The organism is Roseivivax sp. GX 12232 (assembly GCF_021272185.1).
Taxonomy (GTDB): domain Bacteria; phylum Pseudomonadota; class Alphaproteobacteria; order Rhodobacterales; family Rhodobacteraceae; genus Roseivivax.
The window spans coordinates 125,118-137,213 of the sequence record NZ_JAJSEC010000006.1; the positions used below are offsets into that span (position 1 = coordinate 125,118).

13 protein-coding genes are annotated in these 12,096 nt (G+C 70.4%); 5 read left to right on the forward strand and 8 right to left on the reverse strand.

Annotated elements, in window-relative coordinates; translation table 11 throughout:
* Positions 1–24: 24 nt before the first annotated feature.
* From speB to LR948_RS11970, 4 genes are all read right to left on the reverse strand, one after another.
* A complete protein-coding gene (speB, locus tag LR948_RS11955; protein ID WP_232754258.1) occupies positions 25–993 on the reverse strand; it encodes an agmatinase in 969 nt (322 codons plus the stop codon).
* Positions 990–1,829 (reverse strand): C40 family peptidase, encoded by an 840-nt coding sequence (locus tag LR948_RS11960; RefSeq protein WP_232754259.1) that lies wholly within the window; start codon positions 1,827–1,829, stop codon positions 990–992. The genes speB and LR948_RS11960 overlap by 4 nt, the downstream gene beginning before the upstream one ends.
* Positions 1,829–3,214 carry a M17 family metallopeptidase gene (locus LR948_RS11965; protein ID WP_232754260.1) on the reverse strand — a complete coding sequence of 462 codons (1,386 nt, stop codon included), beginning with the start codon at positions 3,212–3,214 and terminating at the stop codon, positions 1,829–1,831. The genes LR948_RS11960 and LR948_RS11965 overlap by 1 nt, the downstream gene beginning before the upstream one ends.
* Positions 3,215–3,292: 78 nt before the next feature.
* On the reverse strand, positions 3,293–3,673 hold the full coding sequence (locus tag LR948_RS11970) for a hypothetical protein (RefSeq protein ID WP_232754261.1): 381 nt from the start codon (positions 3,671–3,673) through the stop codon (positions 3,293–3,295).
* A 148-nt stretch (positions 3,674–3,821) separates the two neighbouring features.
* Here LR948_RS11970 and LR948_RS11975 point away from each other — a divergent pair, with 148 nt between their 5' ends.
* Positions 3,822–4,475 (forward strand): carbonic anhydrase, encoded by a 654-nt coding sequence (locus tag LR948_RS11975; RefSeq protein WP_232754262.1) that lies wholly within the window; start codon positions 3,822–3,824, stop codon positions 4,473–4,475.
* Between the two features lie 108 nt (positions 4,476–4,583).
* Here the strand turns inward: LR948_RS11975 and LR948_RS11980 are convergent, their stop codons facing one another.
* The 3 genes from LR948_RS11980 to LR948_RS11990 form a co-directional block, all read right to left on the reverse strand.
* A complete protein-coding gene (locus LR948_RS11980) occupies positions 4,584–4,898 on the reverse strand; it encodes a hypothetical protein (RefSeq protein WP_232754263.1) in 315 nt (104 codons plus the stop codon).
* A gap of 337 nt (positions 4,899–5,235) precedes the next feature.
* Positions 5,236–6,258, reverse strand: a complete 1,023-nt coding sequence (locus tag LR948_RS11985) for an aspartate-semialdehyde dehydrogenase (protein ID WP_232754264.1) — start codon at positions 6,256–6,258, stop codon at positions 5,236–5,238.
* A gap of 134 nt (positions 6,259–6,392) precedes the next feature.
* Positions 6,393–7,235, reverse strand: coding sequence for a TIGR00730 family Rossman fold protein (locus LR948_RS11990; protein ID WP_232754265.1), 843 nt, complete (start codon positions 7,233–7,235; stop codon positions 6,393–6,395).
* Positions 7,236–7,699: 464 nt separating this feature from the next.
* Here LR948_RS11990 and dapD point away from each other — a divergent pair, with 464 nt between their 5' ends.
* The 4 genes from dapD (at position 7,700) to LR948_RS12010 (ending at position 10,754) form a co-directional block, all read left to right on the forward strand.
* Entirely contained in the window at positions 7,700–8,527 is an 828-nt protein-coding gene (gene dapD / locus LR948_RS11995) for a 2,3,4,5-tetrahydropyridine-2,6-dicarboxylate N-succinyltransferase (RefSeq protein ID WP_232754266.1), read from the forward strand.
* 76 nt (positions 8,528–8,603) lie between these two features.
* A complete protein-coding gene (locus tag LR948_RS12000; RefSeq protein WP_232754267.1) occupies positions 8,604–9,659 on the forward strand; it encodes a sodium:calcium antiporter in 1,056 nt (351 codons plus the stop codon).
* A 43-nt stretch (positions 9,660–9,702) separates the two neighbouring features.
* Positions 9,703–9,951 (forward strand): GlsB/YeaQ/YmgE family stress response membrane protein, encoded by a 249-nt coding sequence (locus LR948_RS12005; RefSeq protein WP_232754268.1) that lies wholly within the window; start codon positions 9,703–9,705, stop codon positions 9,949–9,951.
* 470 nt (positions 9,952–10,421) lie between these two features.
* Positions 10,422–10,754: a hypothetical protein gene (locus LR948_RS12010; RefSeq protein WP_232754269.1), complete on the forward strand. Its 333-nt coding sequence runs from the start codon at positions 10,422–10,424 to the stop codon at positions 10,752–10,754.
* 48 nt (positions 10,755–10,802) lie between these two features.
* Here the strand turns inward: LR948_RS12010 and LR948_RS12015 are convergent, their stop codons facing one another.
* Positions 10,803–11,873: a Hint domain-containing protein gene (locus LR948_RS12015; RefSeq protein ID WP_232754270.1), complete on the reverse strand. Its 1,071-nt coding sequence runs from the start codon at positions 11,871–11,873 to the stop codon at positions 10,803–10,805.
* Positions 11,874–12,096 lie beyond the last annotated feature (223 nt).

Consider the following 12,096-nt stretch of genomic DNA (forward strand, 5'->3'; position numbering starts at 1 on the left):
AAGATCGTTATCGAAACCCTTTAATTAAAGGTTTCGATTCTCCGACAGCATCGCGCAAAGAAGTTCAAACATGATTGAAACGCCCAAGAAGGCGGTGCCGCCGCTTGCGTCGAAGGGCGGCGAGACCTCGACCATGTCGGCGCCCACGATCTGCAGCCCGGCCAGTTCGCGGCAGACCGAGAGCGCCTCGAAGGCGTTCGGGCCGCCGACCTCGGGCGTGCCGGTGCCGGGCGCGAAGGCCGGGTCCACGAAGTCGATGTCGTAGCTCACGTAGGTCGGCCCGCTGCCCGCGATCTCGCGCGCCTCGGCCATGACGTCGGGGATGCCGCGGGCGAAGAACTCCTCGATCGGGATCACGCGGATGCCCTCGGCGCGGGCGAAATCGCGGTCCTCCATGTCGTAGGCGGTGCCGCGGATGCCGATCATCACCACCCGCTTGGGATCGAGCAGCCCCTCCTCCACCGCGCGGCGGAAGGGCGTGCCATGGGTGTATTTGGTGCCGCCGAAATAGCCTTTGTAGAGGTCCGTGTGGCTGTCGAAATGCACCATGCCGAGCGGCGCCTCGGCGGCCAGCGCGCGCAGGATCGGCAGGCTGCTCAGGTGATCCCCGCCGGCGGTCAGCGGGCGGATGCCCGCGGCGCGGAGCTCCTTGTAGAAGGCGGTGATCCGTTCGAGCGAGTCGGGAATATCAGCCGGGTTCGGGCCGACATCGCCCAGGTCGGCGCAGCGGGCGGCCTCGAAGGGGCGCAATCCGCTGACCGGGTGCTGGGCGCGGATCATCGTCGAGGCGTCGCGCAGCTGGCGCGGCCCGTGGCGCGGGCCGGGGCGGTTGGTGGTGCCGCTGTCCCAGGGCACGCCGGTCAGGCCGATCTCGACCTCGGAGAAGCGCGCGTGGCCGGGCGGCACATGTGGCAGGCGCATGAAGGTCGGCACCCCGGCAAAGCGCGGCAGCTCAAAGCCCGAGACCGGGTGGAAGAAATCGTCCTGGCTCATGGCGTCTCCTTTGCGGGCAGGCGGATATGGGCGGTGACGGGGCCGTCGCCCTGCGCGGCGATCCGGGCAATGGCGGAGGCGCGGTCCTCGTAGGCCACGGCCATGTGGTGCGCATTGGCGTGCAGGAGGGTCTCGGGGCCCGTGACCCAGGCGACATGGCCTTTCCAGAACAACAGATCGCCACGTGCGGCGGGGGCCTTGGTGGCATAGGGCGCGAGGGCCGCCTCCTGCAGGTCGCTGTCGCCGGGGCAGGCGCGCCCGGCGGCGGAGAGCGCGATCTGCACGAGGCCCGAGCAGTCGATCCCGAAGGCGGAATTGCCGCCCCAGAGATAGGGCGTGCCGAGCAGCGTCTCGGCCAGGGCCACAGGGTCGGGGACGGGGCTGTCCAGGGGCACGAGGTGCACCGCCGGGACGAAGCCCAGGGGGGTCTCGCAGAAGCTGCCGGAGGTGCGCTGGACCGTGAGGGCCGCGCCGAGGCTCAGGCTGAGGCGTTCGGGCGACTTCATGTCGGGGGCGCTGTAGACATGGGTGGCGCGCGTGGCGACCCGGTGGGTGGGCGCCGGGGCCGGGCCCAGCGCCTCGGCGCGCATGTAGCCGACGTAACCGTCCGCCTCGGCGCGCAGGAAGACCCAGCCGTCCGCGCGGTGGATCTCGGTCACCAGGGCGCCCATCAGGAGCTGCCGGTCGCGGGGCCCGCCGGGCGCGGCGCAGAGATCCGCCAGAGGGGCCGTGACCCGAAGCGCCTTGCCCGGCACCGCGCGCGCGCCCGAAGGCGCGCCGGGCGTCCCGGCGAGCGCCGCCCGGGCATTGGCCGGCAAGAGCCGCCGGTCGGGCATCACAGGCCCAGCAGTTCGGGCAGCGCGCCCAGGATCGCGCGCGGTCCCTGGCCGATCCCGCCCTTGCTGCGGCCCGGCGCGGGCGCGGGCTGCCAGCCGTAGATGTCGAAATGCGCGTAACGCGGCGTGTCGGTCACGAAGCGCCGCAGGAAGAGCGCCGCGGTGATCGCGCCTGCGAAGCCGCCCTTGGGGGCATTGTCGAGATCCGCCACCCCCGGCTCGATCATCGCCTCGTAGGGCGCGTGGAAGGGCAGCGGCCAGACCGGGTCGGCGGTCCCTTCGGCCGCAGCCGCCAGCGCCGTGGTGATCGCGGTGTCGGTGGCGAAGAAAGGCGCGAGGTCCGGGCCCACGGCGACCCGCGCCGCGCCGGTCAGTGTCGCCATGGAGAGCATCAAGTCCGGCCCTTCCTCGTCGGCCAGGGCCAGCGCGTCGGCCAGGACCAGCCGGCCCTCGGCGTCGGTGTTGTTGATCTCCACCGTCAGCCCCTTGCGCGAGGTCAGGATGTCCTGCGGGCGGAAGCTGTCCGAGGAGACCGAGTTCTCCACCGCCGGGATCAGCACCCGCAGGCGCAACTTCAGCCCGAGCGCCATGATCGCCTGGGCGAGGCCCAGCACGTTGGCCGCACCGCCCATGTCCTTTTTCATCAGCCCCATCGAGGAGGCCGGCTTGAGGTTCAGCCCGCCGGTGTCGAAGCAGACGCCCTTGCCGACAAGCGTCAGGAGCGGGCCTTCCTCACCCCAGCGCATGTCGATCAGGCGGGGCTCCTGGGCGGCGGCGCGGCCGACCGCGTGGATCATCGGGAAGTTCCTGTCGAGGAGCGCCTGCCCGGTGGTCACCTCGATGCCCGCGTCGAAGCGCTTGGCCAGCGTCCGGGCGGCGGCCTCGAGCTCTTCGGGGCCCATGTCGGCGGCGGGGGTGTTGATCAGGTCGCGGGTCAGGGCCTCGGCCTCGGCCAGGACCTCGACGCGGGCGGCGTCCACGCCTTCGGGGGCGATGAGCGCGCCGACGCTGGGGCTCTGGTCGCGGTAGCGCGAGAAGCCGTAGCCGGAGAGGAGCCAGCCCAGCGCCTCGGCCTCGGCCACCTCGGCCGGCAGGCCCGAGGCCACGCGCAGGGTCTGCCCGGCCAGGCGCGGCGCGGCGGCGGCCAGCGGGAAGCGCTGGCGCGCGCGCTGCGCGGCGCTGCCGTAGCCCGCGAGCGCGGCCCGGGGCGTTCCCTCCCCGTCGGGGATCAGGAGCGCCTCGCCCAGCGCCCCGTCGAAGCACGAGGCCGCGACCCAGGCGCGGGTGCGGGCGTCCTGGCCTTCGGCCCAGGCCGCGGCGCCGCCCTGTTCGATCAAGTGAAGGTCGATGGCGGCGCTGTCTTCCGACGCGAAACGAAGCGGCATGGGGTCCTCGTGCTGGCTGAATTCCGGCGCCAGCCTAGCGGCCGTATCCGCAGCGGCAAGGGGCTTGACCCCCGCCGGTCAGACCGTCGCCGCGTCATGGTTCCAGAGCGCGTAGAGCGAACGTTCCCCGACCCGCAAAAGCCGCGCCAGCGTCGCCGCCAGCGCCACCGCGTCACCCGCCGCCAGGCAGGCGCGGATGTCGCCCGCGCTGCGCAGAAGCCCGGTCATGCCGGTGGCACGCGCATGCACCGCGACCCGGGCGGCGGCCTGGTCAAGCGCCGTCCAGTCCTGCCGCGACCAGGCGCGTTCGGCCTCGGCCAGCCCGCGCGCCAGCGCCTCCATCGCGCGGCAGACCGCCTCTTCGGCGCCCTGCGGATCGCGCGCGGCGCAGAAGCGCACCAATGTTTCCGTATCCAGTCGTGCCGGTTCCTCCGGCGCCAGACGTGTCACCTGAGCCATGACAACCCCTTGCCTCAAAACCCCCATACCCGGGATCAGTTAGGCCCGAGACCCTTCCCAAAAGGTTTCGCCGCACCGGCTTTTCCCCTCGAATTCCTTGAAAAACGATCCTATTCAAGGCGCCACCTCGCTTGCGAAGGAGACCGAGATGCAACACGCGCGCCCCCTGCCCGGCTACCTGGTGACCCGCTACCACGGCTGGAAGGCGACGACCTACGCCGAGAACAGTTCCTGGTACCGGCGGCTCGCCACCGAGGGCCAGCGCCCGCGCGCCATGGTGATTTCCTGCTGCGACAGCCGGGTGCATGTGACCTCGATCTTCGGCGCCGACCAGGGCGAGTTCTTCATCCACCGCAACATCGCCAACCTGGTGCCGCCCTATGAGCCCGACGGCAACCAGCACGGCACGTCCGCCGCGGTGGAATACGCGGTGACCGCGCTCAAGGTCTCGCATCTGATCGTGCTGGGGCATTCGAGCTGCGGCGGGGTGCAGGGCTGCCTCGACATGTGCTCCGGCAAGGCGCCCCAGCTCGAGGAGACCTCGAGCTTCGTGGGCCGCTGGATGGACCTGCTGCGTCCGGGCTACGAGCGCGTGAAGGAGCGCGGCCTGCCCGAGGCCGAGGCGCCCCGCGCGCTCGAGAAGGAGGCGGTGCTGGTCAGCCTCGAGAACCTGATGACCTTCCCCTTCGTGAAGGAGGCGGTGGACAGCTCGGCCTTGTCGCTGCACGGGCTCTGGACCGATATCGGCGAAGGCGGGCTGCAGTATTACGACACCGACAAGCGCGTCTTCCAGCCGGTCTGAGCGCCGGTCTTGGGGTCTATTCGCGCGCCGGCCCGAGTGCCTGGTTGCGCGCCGGTCTGCGCGCCGGCCCGAATGCCGATCCGCGCGCCGGCCTGACCGTCGCCTCTCTCAGACCAGCCAGCCGGTCCGACCCTCGCGGCCGATCCGGAGCTGCGGCCGTCCGAGGCGGCGGGCCAGCTCGATCAGCGGGTGCCCGAGGTCGCGCCCGGTGCAGAGCGGCCGCTCCGCCTCGCGGGCGATGACCACCAGCCGCCCGTCGCGGAACTCCAGCCGGTAGCCGCGCGCGCCCAGCGCCGCGCGGAGCCCCTGCCAGCTGCGCGCATGGGCGAAGATCGGTCCGAGAAAGCCGCGGATCAGCGCCGCGGTCTCGCAGTCGATGTGACCGGGAAGGAAATCCTCCGGCCCACCGGAGGGAGATGCCATCTGTTGCATTGGTTTTGCCCGTTTTTCTGCCTGTCTCGGAGTGTGACAGAGAATCGGCGCGCGAATATGGCCGATCCGGGCCTTTTTCCGGCAATGTGTCGCTATGGTTACCATTTGCGCCCCTCGGGTGGGGCGCGCGGGGCAGTCGCGTTGCCGAGAGAGCGACGGTTTTGGCGGCTGCCGCAGGGCGTGACAGAAGGCACGGACAGGCACCCGGCGCAGATCCTGTGGGCGGGCGCCAAGGCCCCCCAAGATCCGACCGCATCCCCCAAAAGAAACGCCGCCGCCCGAGGACCCCGGGCGGCGGCGCGCTGTCAACAATCCCGTCGGGCCGGGATCAGGCCTTCTTCAGCACCCGGTTGCCCAGGGTCTCGGCGATCTGAACCGCGTTCAGCGCCGCGCCCTTGCGCAGGTTGTCCGAGACGCACCAGAAGTTCAGACCGTTCTCGATGGTCGAATCCTGCCGGATGCGGCTGATGAAGGTGGCGAAATCGCCGACGCATTCGACCGGCGTGACGTAGCCGCCGTCCTCGCGCTTGTCGATCACCATGATGCCGGGCGCCTCGCGCAGGATGTCGCGGGCCTCGTCCTCGTCGAGGAACTCCTCGGTCTCGATGTTGATCGCCTCGGCGTGGCCGACGAAGACCGGCACGCGCACGCAGGTCGCGGTCAGCTTGATCGAGCTGTCGACGATCTTCTTGGTCTCGGCGACCATCTTCCACTCTTCCTTGGTGGAACCGTCCTCGAGGAAGACGTCGATATGCGGGATCACGTTGAAGGCGATCTGCTTGGGATAGACCTTGGGCTTCACCTCGTCGGTGGGGTTGTAGACCGCCTTGGTCTGGTCCCAGAGCTCGTCCATGGCGTCCTTGCCCGAGCCCGAGACCGACTGGTAGGTCGAGACCACCACGCGCTTGATCTTGGCGCGGTCGTGCAGCGGCTTCAGCGCCACCACCATCTGCGCGGTCGAGCAGTTGGGGTTGGCGATGATGTTCTTCTTGGCATAGCCCTCGACGGCCTCGGGGTTCACCTCGGGCACGATCAGCGGCACGTCCGGGTCGTAGCGGTAGAGCGAGGAGTTATCGATCACCACGCAGCCCGCCTCGGCGGCCTTGGGGGCGTATTTCTTCGTGGCGTCCGAGCCGATGGCGAAGAGCGCCATGTCCCAGCCGGTGAAGTCGAAGGTGTCGAGGTCCTGGGTCTTCAGCGTCTGGTCCCCGAAGCTGACCTCGGTGCCGAGCGAGCGGCGCGAGGCCAGAACGGCCAGCTCGTCGACCGGAAACTCGCGCTCGGCGAGGATGTTCAGCATTTCGCGGCCCACGTTGCCGGTGGCGCCGACGACGGCGATTCTATAGCCCATCAGATCCCTCCTTGGGTCTTGGCTTCGGTCAGGTCCGGGCGGCGTGCCCGGCGCGAGATTGGCGCGCTAACTAGCGCAGCCGGGGGCGGACGGAAAGGGGGCACCGACGCGGCGCCCCCGCTCCGGAGCTTTGTTCAGCGGTCGGGAATGCGGTCGCGGGCCGGCTCGACGGGCCATTTCGCGATCTCCTCGAGCGCCTCGTCGGCGGTCTCGACGAAGCGGAACAGCTCGAGGTCCTCGGCCCCGATGGTGCCCGCCTCGGCCAGCGCCTCCCAGTCGACGATGCGGCGCCAGAATTCCTCGCCGAAGAGCAGCACCGGCATCCGGTTCATCCGCCCGGTCTGGATCAGCGTCAGCGCCTCGAAGAGCTCGTCGAGCGTGCCGAAGCCGCCGGGGAAGACGCAGACCGCGCGGGCGCGCATCAGGAAGTGCATCTTGCGCAGCGCGAAGTAATGGAAGTTGAAGGCCAGCTCGGGCGTCACGTATTCGTTCGGCGCCTGTTCGTGCGGCAGCACGATGTTGAGCCCGATCGAGCGGCCGCCGGCCTCTTCGGCGCCGCGGTTGCCGGCCTCCATGACGCCGGGGCCGCCGCCGGTCACGATCACGTCGCGCCCGCCCAGGTGTTCGAGCGAATATTCCGTCATCCGCCGGGAGAAGACGCGGGCCTCCTCGTAGTATTTCGACAGATCCGCCAGCGTCTTGGTCCGGGCCTTGTCGCGCTGGTCGGGCGCGGGGATGCGGGCACCGCCGAATAGCACCACGGTGGTCTCGATCCCGGCCTCGTCGAGCAGCATCTCGGGCTTCAGGAGTTCGAGCTGCAGCCGCACCGGGCGCAGCTCGGGCCGGCAGAGGAAATCGTCGTCGGTAAAGGCGAGTCTATAGGCCGGCGAGCGCGTCTGCGGCGTGTCCGGCACCTCGCGGGCGGCCTTGCGGTCGCGCCCGGCGTCGCGGAACTGGGTCTTGCGTCTGTCCTTCATCGGGCCTCTCGGTCACTGGTCGCCCCTGACCTAGCCCGCTTTGCCGGTGGCCGCCAGTGAGGTGGTGGGGGGTGGGGCTGGGGGTGCGTGGAGTAGCCGGGCCGAACGAGGAAGCCGTGCAAGGGCCCCGCCTTTGCCTAGAGAAGACCGTCGATCACCCTCGCGCCCCCTTGCGCCCGAATAGCATCGAAGATGCCGGGCGCGCGCCGGACCGGCCCCTTGGGCCGGCGCTCCTTGGGGCGGCGTGCTAAGCTTCCCCCTAGTCCTGACCTTGTTGGGATAAAGCGCCTCGCTCGAAGGGCAGCAGCGCCGGCCCCCGGTCCGGCGCGCGCCCTCTGGTGTGCCTGTTGCCCGGGAGGCGACCCCTTCCCCCCAACATCCCCCCCGCCACCCCGATACTTTTCGCCGCCCGGATCACAGGCTATGAGGGCGCAACAGCAGCACAACGCGAAGGACGGAACCCCATGGATATCGCCCAGCTCGAAACCGCGATCGAAACCGCCTGGGAGGGCCGCGCCGAGATCACCCCGGCCACCGGCGGCGAAACCCGCGAGGCCATCGAGGACACGCTCAACGCGCTCGACCGCGGCGAGCTCCGCGTCGCCGAGAAGCAGGCGAACGGCGACTGGCACGTCAACCAATGGGCCAAGAAGGCCGTGCTCCTGGGCTTCCGCATCAAGGACATGGAAATCCAGCCCGGCGGCCCGCAGGGCGGCGGCTGGTGGGACAAGGTCGACAGCAAGTTCAAGGGCTGGGGCGACAACCAGTGGCGCGCCGCGGGCTTCCGCGCGGTGCCGAACGCGGTGGTGCGCAAATCGGCCTATATCGCGCCCGGCGTGGTGCTGATGCCCTCCTTCGTGAACCTCGGCGCGCATGTCGACGAAGGCACCATGGTCGACACCTGGGCCACGGTCGGCTCCTGCGCGCAGATCGGCAAGAACGTGCACCTCTCGGGCGGCGTCGGCATCGGCGGCGTGCTCGAGCCCATGCAGGCCGGCCCCACGATCATCGAGGACAACTGCTTCATCGGCGCCCGCTCCGAGGTGGTCGAGGGCTGCATCGTGCGCGAGGGCTCGGTCCTCGGCATGGGCGTCTACATCGGCCAGTCCACCAAGATCGTCGACCGCGAGACCGGCGAGGTCTTCATGGGCGAGGTGCCGCCCTATTCGGTGGTGGTCTCGGGCTCCATGCCGACCAAGAACAACCTCAACCTCTACTGCGCGGTGATCGTGAAGCGCGTGGACGAGCGCACCCGCTCCAAGGTCGGCATCAACGAGCTTCTGCGCGACTGAGCGCGACCTTCCCCCGCATCTTGCGGGAAACCAAAGCCCGGCCCGGTCGTTGTGCGAGGAATGACCGGGCCGCGCCATGATCTCTGAGCTATCCAATCCGCTTCTTTTCGGGGTGTTCGCCCTGGCCGCCCTGGCGGTGATCCTGGCCTCGATCCGGGCGACCGCGCTGGCCGACATCCTGGCCGACCGCACCCAGATCGGCGAGGCCATGGCCGGCGGGCTGATCCTCGGCGCGGCCACATCGCTGGCGGGCGTGGTGGTCTCGGTCAATGCCGCCTGGTCGGGCGACGGCAGCTACGCCTTCTCGAACGCCGTCGGCGGCATCGCGGCGCAGACGCTTTTCCTCGCTATCGCCGACCTCTTGCACCGCCGCGCCAATCTCGAACATGCCGCCGCCGAGCCCGCCAACCTCTTCCAGGCGGTGATGCTGATCGTGCTGCTGAGCATGCCGCTTCTGGCGATCTCCGGGCCGGACGTGGCCTATTTCGGCGTGCACCCGGTCTCGCTGGCGCTGTTTCTCGCCTATCTCGCGGGGGTGAAGCTGGCCTCCTCGGTGCGCGAGGACCCGATGTGGCGGCCGGTGCGCACCTCCGACACCCGCCACGACGAGCCCGAGGACACTGAAGAACCGCAGAAATCCGCCCGCGGCCCGGCCATGAGCTTCGTCGGGCTGGTGGCCATCATGGGCCTCGGCGGCTGGGTCATCAGCCAGACCGGCGGGGTCTTCATCGAGCGCTTCTCGCTCTCCTCGAGCCTTGTCGGCGCGCTGGTCACCGCGGTCGTGACCTCGCTGCCCGAGTTCGTCACCACGCTGGTCGCCGTGCGCCGCGGCGCGCTGCAGCTCGCCGTGGGCGGCATCATCGGCGGCAATACCTTCGACACGCTCTTCCTGGTGGCCGCCGACATGGCCTATCGCGACGGCTCGATCTACCACGCCACCCAGGCCAACGACCTCTACTGGCTGGCCACGGGTCTTCTGATGACCGCGGTGCTGCTGGGCGGGCTGATCCTGCGCCAGCGCGAGGGCCCGGGCCGGATCGGCATCGAGAGCGTCTTGATGATGGGCATCTATCTGACCGCCATGGTGATCGAGATCTTTGCGCGCAGCCCCTCCGGCGCGGGCGGGAGCTGAGGTTTTTTTACGCTAGGCATGACATGAGCAAAGGAGACGGGAGATGACAGGTATCGGCTGGTTCGCGGCCCTGATCGTCGGCGCCATCGCCGGCTGGATCGCGGAGAAGATCATGAAGGCACGGCACGGGCTTCTGACGAACATCGTGCTCGGCATCCTCGGCGCGGTGGTGGGCAACTGGCTGCTCTACGCGCTGATCGACCGGACGCTGCACGGCTGGCAGGGCCAGCTGGTGGTCGGCGCCGGCGGGGCGTGCCTGCTGATCTGGCTGTGGCGGGCGATCCGGCGGTGAGGGTGGCCGGGGGGTCTTGGGGCGCTCGGGTCAAAGGGCCGGACCTTGGACCACCCCAAGAGCCGCCACACCACCAAGTGCGGCCCGCAGCCCCCGCACCAACACGCCCCACCAGAGGGCGCGCGCCGGACCGGGGGCCGGCGCTACCGACCTCCGAGCTGCGCGCTTTATCCCAACAAGGTCAGGACGAAAGACGATCTAGGCACGCCCCCCCAAGGAGCGCCGGCCCATCGGGCCGGTCCGGCGCGCGCCCGGCATCTTCGATGCTATTCGGGCGCAAGAGAACGCTAATGCCCAAGCGCGGCGCCTTCGATGCTGTTCGGGCGCAGGAGTGCGCTATGGCTCAAGCGCGGCACCTCCGGTCCTGTTCGGCCGCAAGACCCGCGCCTCGGCATACCGTCACCTCTCTAAACACCACCAGCCCCCGACCCACGCTTGACAACCCCGGCCTCAGACCCGAGGGAGCGCATATGGCAAGCGAGAGCGGCAAGAAGCAGAAGGTCTACACCCTGGTGGTCCAGGTCGGGCGCAAGTCCGGCGACGGGCTGCCCGAGGGCGCCTCGGGCGCGGCGCTGATGTGTTACGCCTCGGGCGTGGACGAGGCCGAGGCCGTGCGCGAGACCGTGGCGATCCTGAAGCAGGCCGACCTGGCGCCCCTCGACGTGACCGGCCACGGCACCGAGGAGGACCGCCGCGAGGCCGGCCACGAGATTGACGCCGAGGAAGCCGCGCTCATGGCCCGCGCGCTCGAGGAAAACTCGGTGATCGTGGCGCAGATCACGCCGTTCTTCGACAAGGACTGAACGGGGGGGCCTCGAGCCGTCCGCAAGACCGCCCTCAGGCGCCCGGGCTCACGCCGCCCGGGCCTCCGCCAGCGTCACCGCCTCGAAGGGCCGCAAGGTCTGGTATCCCGCGCGCAGGTGCTCGGGGAAGCGCGCGTCCTCGAGCCCGGCAAACAGCGAGGCCGCCCGCAGCGCGCGGTCGCGGCGCAGGCGGCCGAGATAGAGGCTCTCGAGCCCCGCGCCCGCCACCCGCAGCGCGTCATGGCGCGCCAGCACCACCTGCACGTAGCTGAGGAAAGCGCCGGTCTGCGCGCGGTAGCCGGTGAAGCCGTTGGCCAGCGCCTCGGCCGGGATCAGCACCGCCTCGCGGCCGAAAAGATATTCCACGTCCGAGCCGCCGATCACCAGCCGCTGCTGCGGCGCGATGGTGATGTCGCGGGTCAGCCCGAGGTAGGGCGCGCGCAGGGTCACCGGGGCGAAGGCGCCCATGGCGGGCACCTCGCGGGTCGCCAGTGCGACGACCTCCTGCACGCCGCCGAGGGTCAGCACGCGGTCGCCGGGGCGCAGCGCATCGGCGCGGCGCGGCCCGCGCGGGGTCTCGACCGGGGTGCCGGCGGTCAGGCTCGGCATCGGGCCCACGGGCTCCACCGCGTCGGAGATCGCGCAGTAGATCACGTCGCGGTCGCGCTCGCAGAGCTCGGGGCGCTCGATCATCGTGTAGAGATCCTCGAGCATGAGCGGCGGCGGCGGCGGGGTCTCGAGCATCCGCACCCGGTCGCTCTCGGGGCGTTCGACGGTCAGCCGCCCCCAGCGCGCCGGCGCGTCCCAGGAAAAGGTGAGCCGCAGGGTGTCGGTGCGCTCCTCGCTCTCGGGCGGGACGACGGAGTGAAAGACCGCGTCGCCCTGGGCGAGGATCACCACCACCCCGCCGCCGGGCACCGCCTGGAAGGAGATGCGCCCGGCCCAGGGGTGGCGGCGCTCGTAGCCCAGAAGCGTCTGCGGGCGGCCCTCGGGCGAGAGCCTGGTCTCGATCACGATGGAGCCGCGGGTCTGCAAGCGGTAGCGCGCCTGGGCGTCGGGCCCGAAGACCGCGGCATCGGACCAGCGCCGTTCGGCGTCGGAGACGGCGATCCAGCTCATGCGGGGCGGCCACGGGCGGAGCCGTCAGCCGCGCTTTCAGACGCGGCGCGCGGGGCGCTGCGGACAGGCGGCTTGGGCAGGACGGCAAACGGCAGAACCATGCGCCCAGCTATACGCCAGTTCCCCGCGCGGGGCACCGGCAAAGACCCCGCAGGGCGCGATTTCTGCGACAGACGGCGCGCAGGGCGCAAGAGCCCCCGCCCCGGCCCGCTCCGCGCGGCAA